The 17,522-nt window shown below is 71.2% G+C and carries 18 protein-coding genes; 15 read left to right on the top strand and 3 right to left on the bottom strand.

The genetic code is table 11. From position 1 onward, the window contains the following. Positions 1-132: 132 nt before the first annotated feature. Both ACWD3I_RS20100 and ACWD3I_RS20105 read right to left on the bottom strand, forming a co-directional pair. A complete protein-coding gene (locus tag ACWD3I_RS20100) occupies positions 133-1,002 on the bottom strand; it encodes a glutathione S-transferase C-terminal domain-containing protein (protein ID WP_365405130.1) in 870 nt (289 codons plus the stop codon). A gap of 110 nt (positions 1,003-1,112) precedes the next feature. Continuing rightward, entirely contained in the window at positions 1,113-1,235 is a 123-nt protein-coding gene (locus tag ACWD3I_RS20105; RefSeq protein WP_323185116.1) for a putative leader peptide, read from the bottom strand. A 175-nt stretch (positions 1,236-1,410) separates the two neighbouring features. Here ACWD3I_RS20105 and ACWD3I_RS20110 point away from each other — a divergent pair, with 175 nt between their 5' ends. From ACWD3I_RS20110 to ACWD3I_RS20130, 5 genes are all read left to right on the top strand, one after another. Continuing rightward, entirely contained in the window at positions 1,411-2,214 is an 804-nt protein-coding gene (locus tag ACWD3I_RS20110; RefSeq protein WP_365405133.1) for a tetratricopeptide repeat protein, read from the top strand. Between the two features lie 4 nt (positions 2,215-2,218). Beyond that, entirely contained in the window at positions 2,219-2,506 is a 288-nt protein-coding gene (locus tag ACWD3I_RS20115; RefSeq protein ID WP_365405136.1) for a DUF1905 domain-containing protein, read from the top strand. A gap of 206 nt (positions 2,507-2,712) precedes the next feature. Then, positions 2,713-3,837 carry a glycoside hydrolase family 19 protein gene (locus ACWD3I_RS20120; protein WP_365405139.1) on the top strand — a complete coding sequence of 375 codons (1,125 nt, stop codon included), beginning with the start codon at positions 2,713-2,715 and terminating at the stop codon, positions 3,835-3,837. A 15-nt stretch (positions 3,838-3,852) separates the two neighbouring features. Then, complete coding sequence (locus ACWD3I_RS20125) at positions 3,853-4,632, top strand: NPP1 family protein (protein WP_365405142.1); 780 nt, start codon at positions 3,853-3,855, stop codon at positions 4,630-4,632. Between the two features lie 162 nt (positions 4,633-4,794). Beyond that, a complete protein-coding gene (locus ACWD3I_RS20130; protein WP_365405145.1) occupies positions 4,795-6,717 on the top strand; it encodes a right-handed parallel beta-helix repeat-containing protein in 1,923 nt (640 codons plus the stop codon). Positions 6,718-6,837: 120 nt separating this feature from the next. Here ACWD3I_RS20130 and ACWD3I_RS20135 read toward each other — a convergent pair whose 3' ends face one another. Beyond that, entirely contained in the window at positions 6,838-7,734 is an 897-nt protein-coding gene (locus ACWD3I_RS20135; RefSeq protein ID WP_365405148.1) for a hypothetical protein, read from the bottom strand. A 184-nt stretch (positions 7,735-7,918) separates the two neighbouring features. On the opposite strand from ACWD3I_RS20135, the gene ACWD3I_RS20140 reads away from it, so the two are divergent. The 10 genes from ACWD3I_RS20140 to ACWD3I_RS20185 are packed head-to-tail and all read left to right on the top strand — an operon-like array spanning position 7,919 to position 17,516. After that, complete coding sequence (locus tag ACWD3I_RS20140; RefSeq protein WP_365405151.1) at positions 7,919-8,518, top strand: DUF4255 domain-containing protein; 600 nt, start codon at positions 7,919-7,921, stop codon at positions 8,516-8,518. Continuing rightward, positions 8,515-9,393: a hypothetical protein gene (locus ACWD3I_RS20145; protein WP_365405154.1), complete on the top strand. Its 879-nt coding sequence runs from the start codon at positions 8,515-8,517 to the stop codon at positions 9,391-9,393. Before ACWD3I_RS20140 ends, ACWD3I_RS20145 begins: the two co-directional genes overlap by 4 nt. Positions 9,394-9,415: 22 nt before the next feature. Continuing rightward, positions 9,416-11,293, top strand: a complete 1,878-nt coding sequence (locus ACWD3I_RS20150; protein WP_365405157.1) for a phage tail sheath family protein — start codon at positions 9,416-9,418, stop codon at positions 11,291-11,293. 36 nt (positions 11,294-11,329) lie between these two features. Continuing rightward, the gene (locus tag ACWD3I_RS20155; RefSeq protein WP_365405160.1) at positions 11,330-11,791 is read left to right on the top strand and encodes a phage tail protein; all 462 of its coding nucleotides are present in this window, start codon (positions 11,330-11,332) and stop codon (positions 11,789-11,791) included. Then, positions 11,788-13,740: a phage tail sheath family protein gene (locus ACWD3I_RS20160; protein ID WP_365405163.1), complete on the top strand. Its 1,953-nt coding sequence runs from the start codon at positions 11,788-11,790 to the stop codon at positions 13,738-13,740. Before ACWD3I_RS20155 ends, ACWD3I_RS20160 begins: the two co-directional genes overlap by 4 nt. Next, positions 13,727-14,245 (top strand): phage tail protein, encoded by a 519-nt coding sequence (locus ACWD3I_RS20165; protein ID WP_365405166.1) that lies wholly within the window; start codon positions 13,727-13,729, stop codon positions 14,243-14,245. The genes ACWD3I_RS20160 and ACWD3I_RS20165 overlap by 14 nt, the downstream gene beginning before the upstream one ends. Beyond that, the gene (locus ACWD3I_RS20170; RefSeq protein ID WP_365405169.1) at positions 14,242-15,591 is read left to right on the top strand and encodes a CIS tube protein; all 1,350 of its coding nucleotides are present in this window, start codon (positions 14,242-14,244) and stop codon (positions 15,589-15,591) included. The genes ACWD3I_RS20165 and ACWD3I_RS20170 overlap by 4 nt, the downstream gene beginning before the upstream one ends. After that, positions 15,588-15,761 (top strand): hypothetical protein, encoded by a 174-nt coding sequence (locus tag ACWD3I_RS20175; RefSeq protein WP_365405172.1) that lies wholly within the window; start codon positions 15,588-15,590, stop codon positions 15,759-15,761. The genes ACWD3I_RS20170 and ACWD3I_RS20175 overlap by 4 nt, the downstream gene beginning before the upstream one ends. Then, positions 15,754-16,842 (top strand): phage late control D family protein, encoded by a 1,089-nt coding sequence (locus ACWD3I_RS20180; RefSeq protein ID WP_365405174.1) that lies wholly within the window; start codon positions 15,754-15,756, stop codon positions 16,840-16,842. Before ACWD3I_RS20175 ends, ACWD3I_RS20180 begins: the two co-directional genes overlap by 8 nt. Then, positions 16,839-17,516, top strand: a complete 678-nt coding sequence (locus ACWD3I_RS20185) for a phage baseplate assembly protein V (protein ID WP_365405177.1) — start codon at positions 16,839-16,841, stop codon at positions 17,514-17,516. Before ACWD3I_RS20180 ends, ACWD3I_RS20185 begins: the two co-directional genes overlap by 4 nt. The last annotated feature ends 6 nt before the right edge of the window (positions 17,517-17,522 follow it).

Genomic DNA, 17,522 nt, shown 5'->3' on the forward strand with positions numbered 1-17,522 from the left:
TCCTGGGAGCTGCGTACATGTCCGTCACCGTCATCGTTCTCAGGGGCCTCGAAGGCCCTTCTGCGTCAAGAGTGCCGTAAGTGAAGCCAGTTGTCCGAGCGTCTGTCAACGCCGGTCCACCAGGTGGAACGCCTAGCGGGTCCGCGCGGTGTGCGCCGCCCAGTCCAGGATCTGCACGGCCGATCCCGCGGCCTCCAGGCCGCGGCAGTGGGCATGGTGGCGGCGGGCGATGCCGTCGAGGTCGAGGCGCGCGCCGAAGGCGGGATGGGCGGCCAGCCGGCGGGCGTACGCCCACAGTGCGGGGTGGGCGGCGATCCGCTGGACGGCGGAGGCGTCGAGGTGATGGCGGTGCACGGTGTCGAGCTGGACCAGAGTGACCCACAACTCGACGTCGGCGGCGGTGATCTGATCCCGGATCAGAAACTCTCGTCCGGTGAGCCAGCGCTCCAGCGAGCCCAGCGTCTCCAGCAGCCTGTCGAGCGCCACGGTACGCGCGTCCGGGTCGGTGCCCGCCGTGCCGGCCTCCTGCGCGGCTCCCTCGATGCCCTGGGCACACAGCCGCTCCACGGCCTCGGTCTCCGACTCCGCGCCGCACGGGTACAGCGCCGGGCGGTCGCCGCCGAAGCGTCGGGCCAGGTCACGTGTGATGTCCGGGGCATGGGTGCTGACGATGCGGCCCGACCAGTCGTCGCTGAGCACGGGGCCGACGGCGGCGCCCTTGTACCGGTGCGCGCTGGCCTCGTAGAGCGGGCGCAGCGCCGTGTGGCCGCCGTCGGGACAGTCGGGGATCGCGTCGAGGAACGTCACGGGACAGGCGTCGTCGAGGCCGAGCAGACCGTGGACGACGGCGATGCGCAGTCCGTCCGGACAGGCGGGCGACAGATGCAGTCGGTAGCGGCGCGGCACGGCGTAGTGCCCACTGCGCGCGTCCCGACCGATCCGGCCCCGGAACGCGGCGGTGGACTGCGCGGTCGAGGCGGGCGCGAGCGGTGTGACGGACATGGATCTCCCCGGGTATGGGCGCGCGGACGTACGCGCGGCGGAAGCGACGTCGGGCCAGGACAGGGGGGTGCGCCGGTGCGCGACGGCAGCGGGCGCGGGGACGAGCCGGCTCAGCCGAGCCGGCGGATCGCGCTGCAGACGCGCTGCAGGTCGATGTGGCGGCGGGAGGTCAGAAGAGGCGACGGCCGAGAGGTACGGCTCACTCGGCCGACTGCCGACTCAAGGCGCCTCATGTTTCCCTACCTGTTCACTAGGATTCCCATCTGGAGTGTCGATCGGCCGCGCGAGGACGTCAAGAGGGCGTCCACGAGGCGGTCACCGAGGCCGGGACGGACCACCGTCTTCTGGGGCGCGTCGACGCTGGCTACTCTGGGAGCGCGGCCGACGATCCAGGCGGGGGCGGGCTCCATGGCATTGCTGCGCGAGCGCCATCTGGGCGCGTCCACGATCGGCGCCACCGGCAACGCCGCCGCCGCGTTGCAGTTGCTCACCCGGCTGGAGGCGGACTGCCGCACCCGGCTCGGGGACCACGCCTGGTTCACACTCGTCGTACGGCACGGTGTCGCGTACTGGACGGGCGTGTGCGGCCGGGCCCCGCAGGCCAGGCAGCAGACCCAGGACCTGCTGGACGTGTACCGGGAGCGGCTGGACGACCACGACCACCGGGCCCTGCGCCTGCTGCGCGACGACCTCGCCCGCTGGACCGGAGAGACCGGCGACGCCCAGGACGCCGTGCGGCGGTACGCCGAGCTCCATCGCGACACCGAACGGATCCTGGGCCGTGCGGCTCCGGAAACCCTCCTGGCCCGCCACAACACGGCCTACTGGACGGCGGCCCAGGGTGCCCGCACCCGGGCCCTGGCCGACTGCCGCGCCCTCCTCGACGACGAGCACCGGGTCAACGGTCCGGCTCACCCGCACACCCTCGCCGTACGCCACAACATCGCGGGCTGGACCGAGGCCGAGGGCGAACCCCGGGAATCGCTGCGCCTGTTCACCACCCTGCTCGACGACCGCACCGGCGCCCTCGGCGACGAACACCCGCACACCCTCCTCAACGCCTTCCACGTGGGCCGGCTGACCCGGCACCACCGGAACGCGCAGGCAGGGGACGCCCGACTCGCCGGGCTCCTGCCCGTCTTCACCCGCGTTCTCGGCGCGGACCACCCTTGGACACGACGGCTGCGCCGAGAACTCCAGGGCGGACAATGACCTGATGGAGCTCTCCTTCACCAGCCGTGTCATCGAATGGCGTGGTCCGGCGCCCTATTACTTCCTCCCCGTTCCGGACGAGGAGTGCGCGGACATCCACGAGGTCGCCGCGACGGCCACGTACGGCTGGGGTGTGATCCCGGTCCGGGTCCTGATCGGTGAGGTGGACTTCGAGACCTCGCTGTTCCCCAAGGACGGCGGCTATCTGCTGCCCCTCAAGAACGCCGTGCGCACTCCGCGGGGCATCACGGCCGGCGACGACGTGACCGTGCGGATGACCGTCGTGCTCTGACGCGGCAGCGGAGACGAGTTCGTCGCAGCCGCCGGCCGCGAACGTGTCGACTCAGGACTTCGCCACCTGACCGAAGGCTCCAACCCGCTTACTTCAATACTTACTTCAACTCTTGACGGGCATGGTCCATACCTTTAGCTTCACGGGTCAGCAACGCCACGTGTGACGCACTCACCCCCCGACACACTCCAGGAGCGTCCTCAGCCATGCCCTTCTCCGAACGCATACGGTCCCGTACCCGGCTCACGGTCCTCGCCGCACTCTCCGCCGTCCTCGCCGCCCTGTTCACCGCGACGCCCGCCCGGGCGGCCACCGGCTCGATCACCGGTCTCGCGGGCAAGTGCGTCGACGTCGCGGGCGCGAGCAGCGCCAACGGCACCGCCGTACAGCTCTACGACTGCAACGGAACAGGTGCCCAGACCTGGTCCAACTCCGGTGACGGAACCCTGCGCGCGCTCGGCAAGTGTCTGGACGTCGTCGAGCGCGGCACCGCCGACGGCGCGGCGGTCCAGCTGTGGGACTGCTCGGGCGGCGCCAACCAACAGTGGGTGGTCACCGCGGCGCGCGACATCGTCAATCCGGCCGCGAACAAGTGCCTGGACGTCCGGGAGAACAGCAGCGCCAACGGCACCCGGCTGCAGATCTGGACCTGCTCCGGCGGGGCGAACCAGAAGTGGAACGCGCCCGCGAGCGGAGGGGGCACCACCCCGTCCGGGTTCGTCGTCTCCGAGGCCCAGTTCAACCAGATGTTCCCGAACCGGAATTCCTTCTACACCTACGGCGGTCTCACCGCGGCCCTCAGCGCCTACCCCGGCTTCGCGGGCACCGGCAGTGACACGGTGAGGAAGCAGGAGGCGGCCGCCTTCCTGGCCAACGTCAACCACGAGACCGGCGGACTGGTCCACATCGTCGAGCAGAACACCGCCAACTACCCCACCTACTGCGACTGGAGCCGCCCGTACGGCTGCCCGGCGGGCCAGGCCGCCTACTACGGCCGCGGGCCGATCCAGCTCAGCTGGAACTTCAACTACAAGGCCGCGGGCGACGCACTCGGCATCGATCTCCTGGGCAACCCCTGGCTGGTGCAGAACGATTCGGCCGTGGCCTGGAAGACGGGCCTGTGGTACTGGAACACCCAGACCGGCCCCGGCACGATGACCCCGCACAACGCCATGGTCAACCAGGCCGGCTTCGGGCAGACGATCCGCAGCATCAACGGCTCCCTGGAGTGCGACGGCAAGAACCCGGCGCAGGTGCAGAGCCGTGTCGACGCCTACAACCGGTTCACCTCGATCCTCGGCGTCGCGCCGGGTGCCAACCTCTACTGCTGACAAGGCGGCCCGCTGATGCCCAAGTCAAGATTCCGGTTCAGACCCCTCGCCCAGGCGTTCCTCGGCGCGTTCGGCGCGCTGACGTTCGTCGTGGCGGTCCCGACCACCGCCCACGCGGACGTCCTGACCCTGCTCCCCCAGAACGCCGACGGCCTGGAGCAGACCTTCTCGCCCGCGTACGACTACGACGGCGACGGCTGCTACGCCACCGCGGCGATCGGCGCCGACGGCACCCTCAACCCCGGCCTCAAGCTCGGCGGCGCCGTCAACGGCAAGTGCCACGACCCCGCCCAGCTGGCCAACGCCAACACCTACTCGCGCGCGAAGTGCAACAACGGCTGGTGCGCCGTCATGTACGCCAGCTACTTCGAGAAGGACCAGGCGACACTCGGCCCGGCGGCCATCGGGCACCGGCACGACTGGGAGCACGTCGTGGTGTGGGTCAACAACGACCAGGTCCAGTACGTGTCGGTGTCCCAGCACAGCGGCTACCAGGTGGCCGCCCGCTCGTCGGTCCGCTTCGACGGCACCCACCCGAAGATCGTCTACCACAAGGACGGTGTCTCGACCCACTGCTTCCGCTTCGCCAACGGCAATGACGAACCGGCGGAGAACGCCACCGGCACCTGGTTCTTCCCCCGGCTCGTCGGCTGGAACGGCTATCCGGCCGGCTACCGCGACAAGCTGATCGGCGCGGACTTCGGCTCGGCGACCCTCAAGATCGACGACGGCGACTTCCCGTACCACCTCGCCGCATCGAAGCCGTCGGGCATCGCGTTCGACCCGTACGCATGACAGGCACGGCAGCGGTCCGCCTACTTTGGTAGCCGCCCGTGCCATCCGAGGATGACGGTTCCTTCGACGATCGCCCGATGCCCGCCGTCTCCCGCTTCCCCCAGGGTGGAAAACACGACCCACCCTGGGGGAAGCATGGTGAACTCGCACAATCGGAAGAACGTGGTCGCACTGACCGCGGCGGCGCTGGCGATGACGGCTCTGCCGATCACGACGTCGGCCGAACAGCCCACACCCGCACCGCAGTTGTACGTCGCCCCGTGGGGCAGGGACTCCTGGCCGGGCACCCCGGACCGCCCCTTCGCCACCCCGGCACGCGCGCAACAGGCCGCACGCGCCCGGGCACCGGAGAGGACGTCCGCCCTGGTGGTGAACCTGCGCGGCGGAACGTACACCCTCAAGGAGCCGCTGCGGCTGTCGGAGGCCGCCGGCGACTCCGGGGTGATCTACCAGGCGTACGGCTACGGGACCCCGCGGCAGGAGCGGGTCACCCTCAGCGGCGGCCGACGGATCTCCGGCTGGCGACCGGACCCGGGGCCGCGCGGGTTCTGGCGCGCGGACGTGGGCGGTCTGGAGACCCGGCAGCTCTACGTCGACGGGCGCCGCGCCGAGCGGCTGTCCCGTGAGGGCGCCGGTTTCGAGGGCACGTTGAAGGTGACGAAGAGCGGCTACGTCACCACCAGTGCCGTTCCCCGCAGTTGGAGGAACCCCGCCGACATCGAGTTCGTCTACCGCGCCGGGTATGTCGAGGGCCGCTGCGGGGTCGCCGGCGTCTCCGGCACAGCGATCACGATGGACCAGCCGTGCTGGGATCTGGCCCAAGCCCTCTACGAGGGGCCGGAGTTGCTCACGTCACCAGCGGCCGTCGAGAACTCCCCCAGCTTCGAGGCCGAGCCCGGCAGCTGGTACCTCGACCGCTCCCGCCCCGGACACCACGAGCTGCTGTACTTCCCCCGCCCCGGTCAGGACATGCGCCGCGCCGAGGTGATCGCCCCGGTCCTGGAGAACCTGGTCACCGGCACCGGCCGACCGGGCCGCCCCCTGCACGACATCGGCCTGCGCGGCCTGACCATCGCGTACGCCACCTGGCTGGCGCCCAGTGAGCCCGCCGGGTTCCCCTCCGCGTGGAGCATGTATCTGCGGCCGGGCGAGGACGAGGACGCGAAGCTGCTGACGGTGCCCGGCACGGTCGCCTTCCGTACCGCCGAACGGATCACCCTGGAGGGCAACCGGTTCACCCATCTCGGCGCCCAGGCCGTGGAATTGTCGCGGAACAGCTCGTACAACACCATCGACGGCAACGTCATCGAGGACGTCTCCGACGGCGGAATCCTGCTGGGAGTGGTCCCGCCGGACCAGAAGGGCACCAACCGCGGCAACCGGATCACCAACAACTGGATCCACCACATCGGCGCGGAGTACCACGCGGCCTCCGCCGTCTGGGACACCGCGACCCAGGACACCACCATCGCGCACAACCAGGTCGACCACGTGCCCTACACCGGCATCCTGTCCGGCCCCGCCGACGACCTGCGCGGCCTCATGCACGGCAACCGCATCCTCGGCAACCGCGTCTTCGCCACGAACCGGCTCCTGGCCGACGGCGGCGGCATCTACCTGCGGGGCGAACAGGGCACCTCGTTCGCCGACGGCGCCGTCATCAGCGGCAACGCGGTGACGAGCAGCAAATACGGCGAGTGGAACGTCGGCATCTACACCGACGACAGCACCAACTGGACCACCGTGGAGGGCAACGCCGTCTACGACTACGTCGCCGCCATCGGCGGATGCAGCGAGGAGTGGGGCGACCGCCCCGTGCGCAACGTGCGCTACCGCGGCAACTTCTGGGACGACGCGGTGCCCTCGTGGCTGGAGCGGCGGGACTTCCCCGGGGCCTGGCCGCCGGCCGACGAGGCACACCCCGACGAGGGGTGCGGGGACCCGCACGACCTCGAGTTCACCGGCAACACCCTGTTGTCGCCGCAGGGTCCGGCGGGGGCGTGCGCGGCCGACGCCGACTGCGCCGCGGTGCTGGCTGACGCCGGGCCGCTGCCGCGGTATCGGCAGGGGTTGGGCCTGCGGTGACGGCACGAACCTGCGACCCCTTGCCCCCTGGAAGGCGCGTCGGCATGACCTCGGCTGCTTCGCCAGGTCGGCTCACCGGATGTGCGGATGTCGACCGGGCCGACGGTGGAGGCGAGAACTTCACGCGGAGGCGGTGACGGTGGCCTTGCGGTCGGTGCCCTGCTTGTCGAACTCGGCCAGGAGTTCTTCGACGAGGTTCTCCTCAAGGGTCTGACAGCGCTCTTCCTCCGCCTTGCTGCGGCACTCCGCCACGGCAATGGCCGCTTCGAAGACGGCTCGCGCCTGCCAGGCCCTGAGCTCGCAGGTGAGGGCCCGACAGAGGCAGTCCATGTACTCGTTGGGGCCGGCGAAACCCCGCCAAGCATCGTCGAGTTGCTGCTTCGCAATCAGCAGGCGCGCGTACAGGCGTTCCAGGGCTGTGCCCTTCGGGTCCTTGCCCATCTCCTCGCCTATCTTGGCGAGTTCGCTCTTGGCGTCGGTGACCCTCTTGGTGAGCTGCTCCGGCTCGATGACGAGGTCGTCGAAGCACTTCTCGGCCTGGGTGATGTGATGTTGGGCGTCGGCGAGCCGCGCATGCAGCTCACCGAGCGGCACTTCGGCGACATCCGTGTCGAACTCGCAGTCGTCATCGACGCAACAACCCGTGCTGCGACCGCAGTCCTCGACCTTCTCCCGTACGACCTGGTGCGCGTCCTTCATTCGCTGCACGACGCGAGCGTCGTCGATCATGCACTTCAGCCGGTCCACCAGTTGCTCCGCGAGGGCCCGGGACGCGTCCACGGACTTGGCCGCGTCCTCACGCGCATGGGTGTACAGGTTGCGAGCCGCGTCGTACTTCGTCCGGCGCTGTCCGACAGCGGTTGCCGCAGCGGCCGTGACCTCCGCCTGCTTCTTGATGCCTTCGGCTTCGCACTTGAGCGCGTCCAGCCCGCTGGTGTCGCAGCCCACGCACGGTAGCGTCTTCGACTTGTCACCGGATTGGCCGGGCCTGCGTGGATCCCGATGGGTGGTGGCCATCACTCCTCCTTCGACCGGTCAGGCGCAGTGTGGGACCGGCCGCGTCACCTGAGCGTCGCCGGACGCGCCACGGACTGCGTGCGGCGGTGCGGTACCGCCGTGGTACCGACGGCGACTGCCTCGCCGCATCACCGATGCCCCGGTGGCGACGCTGCGGTGACGACGGACACGGAGCATCGGCGGCATGGCCGGATACCAGGCGCTCGCCGCCGTGGGGCGCAGCGTCGTCGCACTGCTCAACCGCCGTTTCTCGGCGGAACCGCCCGGGCCGCGACGGCCCACCGCCGTACTGGTGGGCACGGGCGATCTGGACAGGTACAACGAGCCCGGCGCGATGATCCAGTTCCCGGCGGTGTCCGTGTACTGCTACCGGCTCTCGGTCGATCGGGAGACCCGCCCGGGATGGTCCGCGGTCTCCGGCTCCGACGGTGTGCCGAGACTGCCGCTACGGATGCACCTGCTGGTCTCCGCCTGGGACACGACGGCTGAGTCCGAACTCGAGTCGCTCGGCCTGGCGGTGAGCGCCCTGACCGCCGAACCCGTCCTGACCGTCCCGCAGTTGGACGGCAGCAGGCAGTGGCACGCCGGTGACTCGATCCAGGTGGTGCCCGACGAACTCGCTCTGGACTCCATGAGCGAGGCGTTCCAGGCACTGACCGCAAAATTCCGGCTCTGTCTGCCGTACGTGGCGAGGTCCGTCCTCATCGAGGGCCCGCGGGCGCAGGACGGTGGGGAGCCGGTCGCCACGGTGGTCACGGGGCAGGCACCCCCGGAGACGCCATGACGACGGCTCCCGTGCACCGGCTGGCACTCGGCGTGGAAACCCTGGACGCCGTCACCGGACGCGTCACCGCGACAGCGCTTCGGGTCGGCCGTGAACGGCCACGCGGGCCGGGCCGACGGCGCTCCGGTCGGACGCGGCCGCTGGATCCGCTGCTGCAACGGGCCGACACACCACTGGAGTCGAACGGTACCGGCCGTCACCTGCTCCTCCACGACCTGCGCCGGGCATCGGCCGACCGGGCCGGGGAGAGCGCGGTCGTACGCATCGACGACCCCTGGCGGCGATACGTTCCGCGGCGGCTGACGGTACCGCTGTGGACGCTCGCCGAGGTCGAGGCCGCGGAAGCGGCCGGCGGTCACATCCCCGTACGGTCCCGTCTGCTGCGCCCGTGGTTGTGGCCGGGCAGCGCGTACCTTCTGCCGTCGGGGGCCACCGGTCTGCGCGGAATCGTGTACGACGCCGAGGGTGCCCTCCCCTGGCCGCGGGTCGAGGCCCGTCTGGATGCGACCGGGGCCCTCGTGGGGCGGGCGCACGGCGACGAGCGCGGCGAGTTCCTGCTGGTCGCGACCTACCTCGGTGTCCGCGACCTCAACACCGCCTCGACCCGGATCGCGGTACGGATCTCCGTCTTCGGCCCCCGTCCCGCGCCCGAGCCCGCCGGTCCCGAGGGGGACCCCCTGGCGCGGCTGTCCGTCGAGCAGGTGCCCCGGACCCCGGACAGACCACCACCGATCGACGCAGCGCTCGACACGCCGCTGATGCGCGGGGAGACCCTGCCGCAGGGCTACCGGCAGTCGACGTCCGGCAGCGTCCTTGTCCGCCTCCCGCCCGGCCGTGTCCTGTCCGAACCCGTTCCGTTCCCGTTCCGCCCGTGACCGCGACCGAGGAGGTCCGCGCATGCCCGAGTATCTGACCCCCGGGGTGTACGTCGAGGAGACCAGCTTCCGCTCCAAGACGATCGAGGGCGTGTCCACGAGCACCTTCGGAATGGCGGGCCTGACCCGTTACGGGCCGGTGGCGCACACGCTGACGTTCACGTCCACCGACGGCGAGGACGTCGTGCGGCCGGTTCCCGTGGAACCCCCGCTGCTGACCAGCTTCGCTGATTTCGAGCGGGCGTTCGGTGGAGTGGAGGAGCTGGAGAGCGGTCCGGGCTATCTCGCGCTCGCGGCGCGGGCGTTCTTCGCCAACGGCGGCCGCAGGCTGTATGTCGCCCGGGTCTTCCCCTGGTTCCGGTCCGGCGGCGAGGTCGACGTCGGCCGGATGGACGAGTGCTTCGCGAGCCGGGCCGTCGGTTCGGGCACCCCGCCGGCGGCGCAGTGGCGGGCCCGGTGGCCGGGCAGGGCCGGACGCGGGATCAAGATCGACAGCGACTTCCAGCGGGGCAAGAACGTGCTGGTGCGGACGGGAGCTCCGGCAGTTCCTAGGCTCACCGGAGTGCGAGTGGGCTCTCTCGTGGAGCTGGCCCCGCTGGGCGGCGAGGCACCCGACGACACCGTCCTTCCGATGGCGGCCAACCTCCGCGTCGTGGTGCGCGACCCGGCGGACGGCGAGCTGAAGCTCCAGGGGACGAACGCGCTGGAACTGCCCGCGGACCAGTCGGCCTTCCCCATCCGGTTGTCGGTCACCGCGACACTGGGGTCGCGCCGGATCGACGTGTACAACGACCTCGCCGTCGACGAGCGCAGCGCCCGCTATGTCTGCCGGGTGCTGGACCAGGTCGATCCGGCCGACGAGTTCTCCCTCGTATGGCTGCGCATCACCGGGAACCCCACGCCGGCACAGCTCCTCGAAGCCCTGCTGCTGCCAGCGAGCAGCGGATTCCTGACCGGTGGCGGCGACGGCGACACGGATCTGCGGCCGGACGACTTCAGGGGCCAGGAAGCCGACCCCGCCAACGCGTCGACGGCGGCCACCGGGCTGGAGGCCCTCGCCGGGATCGAGGACATCGCGGTCGTGGCCATGCCCGACACGGTGCGCTGGGAGGACCTGGCCCGGAGCAAGGTGGCGGTGGACCATCTCATCGGCCACTGCGCGAGGCTGAGGTACCGGATCGCCGTCGTGGACCCTCCGAAGGAGAGTTCTCTCTCGCAAGTACGGGAATTCCGGGCCCTGTTCGACACGACGTACGGCGCGCTCTACTACCCGTGGGTCAAGATCCTCGACCCGAACACGGTGCCCGAGCCCGGAACGCCGGCGGCGACACTGACGCTGCCCCCGTCCGGATTCGTCGCCGGCATCTACGCCCGCAGCGACATCCAGCGCGGGGTGTACAAGGCGCCGGCCAACGAAGTGGTGCGCGGCATCACCGAGTTCGAGCTCAAGGTCAACCACGACCAGCAGGCGGTCCTCAACCCGGAGGGGATCAACGCGCTGCGCTTCTTCGAGGGCCGGAGCAACCGCGTGTGGGGTGCGCGGACCATGGCCTCGGACCCGGAGTGGAAGTACGTCAACGTCCGACGGCTGTTCATCTACCTGGAGCACTCGATCGAGAAGGCCACCCAGTGGGCCGTGTTCGAACCGAACAACCAGCGGCTGTGGGCCTCCGTCCGGCAGTCGATCGAGGACTTCCTGCTGGTGGTGTGGCGCGAGGGAGCCCTGATGGGCACCCGGCCCGAGGAGGCGTACTTCGTGCGCTGCGACCGCACCACCATGTCCCAGAACGACCTCGACAACGGCCGGCTGATCTGCCTGGTCGGCGTGGCGCCGACCTATCCGGCCGAGTTCGTCATCTTCCGCATCGGCCAGTGGACCGCCGATGCCCAGCGCAGTTGACCGCAGTGAAGTGACCGGACGGATCGGAGACAGACGATGGCGTTGCGCGCGGAAAGCCCGTACGGGGCGTTCAACTTCCTGGTGAAGCTGGGCGACAGCTGGGACGAGGCCCAGCTGATCGGAGGCTTCTCCGACGTGAGCGGGCTGGGCAACGAGGTGAAGTACTCCGAGTACCGGGGCGGCAACGACTCGGCGAATCACGTCCGCAAGGTGGCCAACACCAACACGACGGACGACGTGACGCTCAAGCGCGGACTCATCGGCGACATCCGGCTGTTCGAGTGGCTCAAGGCGACGAGGGACGGCCGCTTCGAACCGCGCACGGTGATCATCGCCCTGCAGGACGAGTCCCGCACCTCCACCGTCTGCCAGTGGAAGCTGGAGGCCGCCCAGCCCAAGAAGTGGGTGGGTCCCACCCTGGCCGGCAAGGGCGGGGGCGAGGTGGCCATGGAGGAGTTCCAGCTCGTCGCCGAGAGCATCGAGTTCACCTCGCCATGACGGCCGGCCTGCGGCTCGGCGCGCCAGGCGTCCACCAGGTGACCGCCCGCTCCGACGACCGGTCTCTGCGGCCGGTCCGGCTGGACGTCGCGGGCTTCGCCGGGGTCGCGCCGCGAGGGCCGGTCGACCAGCCGGTGCTGGTGCGCAACTGGAACGACTACCGGCGGCGGTTCGGCGGCTACGAGGGTCCCGGGCTGCTGCCCTACGCCGTCTCGGTCTTCTTCGAGCAGGGTGGCGAACAGGCCTATGTGGTCCGGGTCGGCCCCCGGGACACCCGCGAGGACGACGGCCGGGCACGCTTCGTCCTGAAGTCGGACGCGGCGACAGTACGCTTCGCGGCCAAGGACTGCGGCAGGTGGGGCGACCGCCTCACCCTGCGGGTGGAGCTTGCCGTGACACGGCGCTTCCGCCCGGCCGTCGACACCACCGACGCGCTGGTGGAGACGGACGACCGTGATCTGCCCCTGCCCCAGGGCACGGACCTCCCGCAGGGCACGCTGCTGCGCCTGCGCGGTCCCGGGCTCGCGGCCGCCGGGGAGTTCCGCTGGGTGAGGGACACGGATCGGCGACCGACCCTCGCCGGCCGCCGACGCGGGATCGTGGTCCTGGACCGGCCGCTGCCCGCAGGCGCGGACGGCATCGTGACCGCGGACGTGGTCACGGCCGTCTTCACCGCCGACGACGCAGACCTCGCGTTCCCGCGCCGCGAGCGGTTCGCCGGGCTCGGGCTGCATCCCGATCATCCGCGCTTCCTCGGCCGGGTCGTGCGGGACGAGTCCCTGCTCGTGTCGTACGAGGGCCCGGACACACCCCTGTCCCCGCCCGGCCCGCTGCTGCCCGCGGTGACCGCCCTGCTGGAGCTGGGCGGCCGGGACCGGTACGCCGAGGTGACCGGCGACGCCTTCTTCGACGACCGCCCGGGCGACCCGCCCGACGGCGACCCCCTGGACGAGCGGCCCCACCACGGGGTCGACCTGCTCGCCCGGACCGCGGAGATCGGCCTGCTGGCCGTCCCCGACCTCTTCTGGTCATGGGCCGCACCGGGAGCGGCCCCGGATTCCTGGCCCGACTCGGCCCCCGACCCCTGCACGCCCGTGCTCCCCACCCGCTACGTACGCCCGGACCCCCGGATGACCCTGCTGGACCCCCGCGACCACGCGGAGCTGGCAGCCTGCACCGAGCGGCAGCGGCACCTGGCCGAACTGGCCGAACGCCACCGCCGGTTCACCGTCCTGCTGGACGTCCCGCCGGGCCTGGACAGTCAGGGCATCGCCCGCTGGCGGACCGGCTTCGACACCGCGTACGCGGCCGCGTACCACCCCTGGCTCGACGTCATGGGGCCCGGCGGGGTGCGACAGCCGGTCCCACCGTCCGCCTTCGCCGCCGGCATCATCGCCTCCCGCGAACGCCGCCTCGGCCTGTCGTGGGGCCCGGCGAACGAGCTGACGCGCGGCGCGGTCCTCGCCGGGGTCCGGGTGAGCGACGCAGAGCACGACGCGCTCTTCGCCCAGGGCGTCAACGTCTGTCTCGGCGAACGCGACGGCATCCGGCTCACCTCCGCACGCACGCTCTCCTCCTCCCCCGAGTACCGGCAGCTCAGCGTCCGCCGGCTGATGACCATGCTGCGGCTCGCGCTCGAACGGCAGTCACAGTGGATCGTGTTCGAGCCGAGCACCGCCGGGCTGCGGGAGCGGCTGCGGCACACCCTGGAGGTGTTCCTGCTGGACCTCTTCCGGCGCGGTGCGTTCGCCGGAGCCACCGAGCAGGACGCATTCTTCGTGCGCACCGGTGACGACCTCAACCCGCGCCACTCCCTGGAGCTGGGCCGGCTGGTCGCGGAGGTCGGCGTGGCACCCGCCGAGCCGCTGGAGTTCCTGGTGCTGCGGATCTCCGGTGACGGCGACGGCGGTGTACGCGTAGAGGAGGCGGGCGGCGATGACGACTCCTGAGGTGCGCCCCGATCCGTTCCACGCCCGGATCCTGCAGACCTTCCGGTTCGACGTCACGCTCACGCGCAGCGGCTCCGTCGGTGCCGTCGGCGTACCCGAACGGTTCACCGACGGCTCGTTCCAGGAGTGCTCCGGCCTTGAACTCGAGGCGGACGTCAAGGACTACCTGGAAGGCGGTCGCAACGACGGGGTCATCCGCAGGGTCGGCCGGGTCAAGCTCCAGCCGATCGTCCTGAAACGAGGGCTGTTCACCATGGACGGCACGGCCGACGCCGCGCTGTGGAACTGGATCCAGGGCATGGTCGCGGGCACCCTGCCGATCCCCCGCTACGACGGGGTCATCGCGGTCAAGGACGCGGCCAAGGCAGAGACCCGGGCCACATGGCGCTTCGTCCGCGGACTGCCCGTCAAGGTCACCGGGCCCGCCCTCAACGCGAAGTCCGGGGACATCGCGATCGAGGAGCTGCACATCGTCCACGAAGGACTGCGGATGGTACGAGGATGACCGATCTGGCGAAGGCCGTACTCCACCGGCTGGTCAAGCAGCACGACGCGAAGGGACCGGCGCCGGGCTACGCGCCCGCGCAGAACGAGACCCCCTTCACCGTGCAGTTCAACCCGACGACGCTGCGGCTCCAGTACCAGAACAACACGGACAGCGGCGGGAAGACCGCCCGGGCCCAGAAGCGCCAGTACTTCGCCGCCCACCCCGCCACCCTGAGCTTCGACCTGGAATTCGACACGGCCGAGGAGACGTCGGGCGAACGGAGCGCGACCGGCGCCATCGGTGCGGCGGATGTCCGTGACATGACGGCGAAGGTACGGCGGTTCGTCGAACCGCAGGCCGCCGACGGCGGGCAGCCCCCGGTGCTCCGCTTCGTCTGGGGCCGCTTCGTCTTCAACGGCATCGTCACCCAGATCTCGGAGGAACTGGACTACTTCGCGCCCGACGGCACACCGCTGCGCGCGAAACTCGGTGTCAGCATCACCGAGCAGAACCTCAAGTACGAGGGCAAGGCGGAGGGTGCCGGAGCCCGGAACGACAAGGCGGCGTCCGTCCCCGGCGCGGGGCAGCCCGACCGGCTCCACGATGACACCGGTGCGGCGCCGGGCCGCAGCGGTACGCGCGATCCCGAGAGGGTGGAGACCGCCCAGGGCGACGAGAGCGTCCAGCAGTTGGCCGCCCGGATCGGCGGCGACCCGGCGGCCTGGCGCTCGCTCATGAACGGGCTGGGGAGTCCGCTCGGGCTCCCGCCCGGCACGCCCGTCGAGGTCGGCCCCGAGCTGACCGGTTCCGGGGGTGTCGGCCGGGCCGCCGGGTTCGCGGCGGGGAGTGGCTCGTCGATCACCGAGGGGCTGGCACAGGCCCTGGGCCGGGCGGCACCAGAACCGTCCGGCCCGGCCCCGGCGGGAGCGTCCGACCCGTTGGAGGCCGTGGGTTTCGCCCTGTCGCAGGCCGGTGGCACGGCGGAAGCCGTCGCCCGGGTCGCCGCCGAGGCCGCCGACCGGGCCACCGCGGCTGCCCGCGCCGCCTTCGCCGTCCCTTTACGAACGCCGACGGACCGGCCGGCCGCGGTGGACGCACGCGCCCTGACGTACGGCTGGGGCCTTCCCCTGCGCGCCCAGGCGCATCCGGACACGCTCGCCGACCTGGCCGAGGGCGGCCGTCGCAGCCTTGCCGGCCGCGCCCGCCCGGCCGAGATCAGCGCCCTCGCGACCGGCGCCGGCCTCGCCCCCTGGCGGCAACTGCCCCCCTCGGTGCCCGCCCGCGCCGAGGCGGACCGGGAGCAACGCCGCCGTGACACCCGGCCGAGCACCCTGCGATGGAAGCCTGGAGGGGTGGTCAAGTGAGCGTCCATGTCGACGAGTTGCACTCGGAGGTGGTCCCAGCCGGATCCGCCGCCGCAGGGGGCGCACGAGAGCCGCAGAACCCGTGGGCCGCCGAGGAGCGCCGGCAGGAGATGTGCGGTCGCGCCGCGTGGTTGGCGGCACGTGTCCGCGCGGAGGACTTCGATGACTGAACCGGACTACTCACTGGTCTCCCCCGTCTTCTCCGTCGACGGTGAACCGGCTCGCGACATGGCGCGCGACTGCGTCCGGCTGGAGATCAGCGAGGGCGTCGACGGCCTGCGTACCCTGCGCGCCCATCTGTTGGCGGTGATCGGAGGCGCCGCCGGTCCGCCCGGGCCACTGCTGCATCTCGACGGCTCCACCGTCGACTTCGGCCGGTCGCTACGCGTCAGCATCGGGCCGGTGGGCGTACAGCGCTATGTCTTCGAGGGCACCTTCTCGGCGATCGAAGCCGTCTTCGGCGACGGCGAGCCGCCCCTGGTCGTCGTCCACGCCGAGGACGCGTTGATGCGGTTGCGCATGACCCGCCGTATGCGGACCTACCGTTCGGTGACCGACGCCGACATCGCGGCCGAGATCGCCGCCGCGCACCGACTCAAGTCCGACACCGTCGCCCACGGGCCTCGCTACGACGTCGTCCAGCAGCTCAACCAGAGCGATCTGGCCTTCCTGCGCGAGCGCGCCCGGCTGGTACAGGCCGAGTTGTGGTGCACCGGCGACGAGCTTCACTTCCGCGACCGCGCGAGCCGCACCGGTACCGAACTCACCCTCGTCCAGGGCCCCGACCTCCTCTCGCTGCGCGCCTGCGCCGACCTCGCCCACCAGCGCAGCGCCGTCGTCGTCACCGGATACGACGCCCGACGCGAGGCCGTCATCCATGAACAGGCCGGCCCCGAGGCCCTCGACGCCGAGGTGGCCGGCGGTCGCACCGGTCCCCGGCTCGTCGCCCGCGCCCTGGGCGGCGGCACCTCGTACCGCGTCCGCGAAGCCGCCCTCACCTCCGCCGAGGCCGCCGCCTGGGCCCGCGCCGAAATGCTGCGCCGCGGCCGCCGCTTCGTGACCGTCTCCGGCGTCACCCGCGGCTCCCCCGACATGATCGTCGGCAGCCGCCTCGACCTGCGCCGCATCGGCGCTCCCTTCGACGGCGGCGGCTACTACGTCACCCATCTCACGCACACCTTCGACCATTTCCACGGCTTCCGCACCCACTTCGACGCGGAGCGCCCAACCCTCAACGAGGCGGCCCGATGACACCCCCGCACCTGGGGCTCCCCGCCCCGGCCGACGGCTCCGCACCGGCCTACTTCGGCGTGTACCCCGCCCTGGTCACCGCTCTCGTCGACCCCGACCGCCTAGGACGTGTCGAGGTCCGGTTCCCCTGGCTGGGCACCGACGGCGATCGCGACGTCCGGGCCTGGGCCACGCTGTGCAGCCCGTACGCCGACAACCGCCAGGGCCTGCAGATCCTCCCCGAGGTGGGCAGCCAGGTCGTCGTGGCCTTCGAGGCGGGCAACCTCCGCCGCCCGTACATCGTGGGCTCGACGTGGAACGGCCGCGCGAGCCTCCCCGCGGCCGCGACCCGCGCCAACGACCTGCGGGTGCTGCGGTCCCGCAGCAACAGCCGACTGGAGTTCGACGACTCCGCCCAGCCGAAGGTCCGTATCACCACGGACTCCGGCCACCAGGTCGTCCTCGACACCGCCACGAACGAGGTGACGATACGTCACTCAGCGGGCTGCACCGTCAAGTTGACCTCCACCGCAGTCGAGATCAAGGCCAACATCTCCCTGGACATCACGGCGGCGAAGGTGAATGTCACAGCCCCCGTCGCCACGTTCAGCGGCATCGTGAAGTGCTCGATGCTCGCCGCCGACGCCCTCGTCACGTCTCCCGCGTACACGCCCGGCGCGGGCAACATCCTGTGAGCGCCG

It is taken from the genome of Streptomyces sp. NPDC002817 (genome assembly GCF_053592055.1).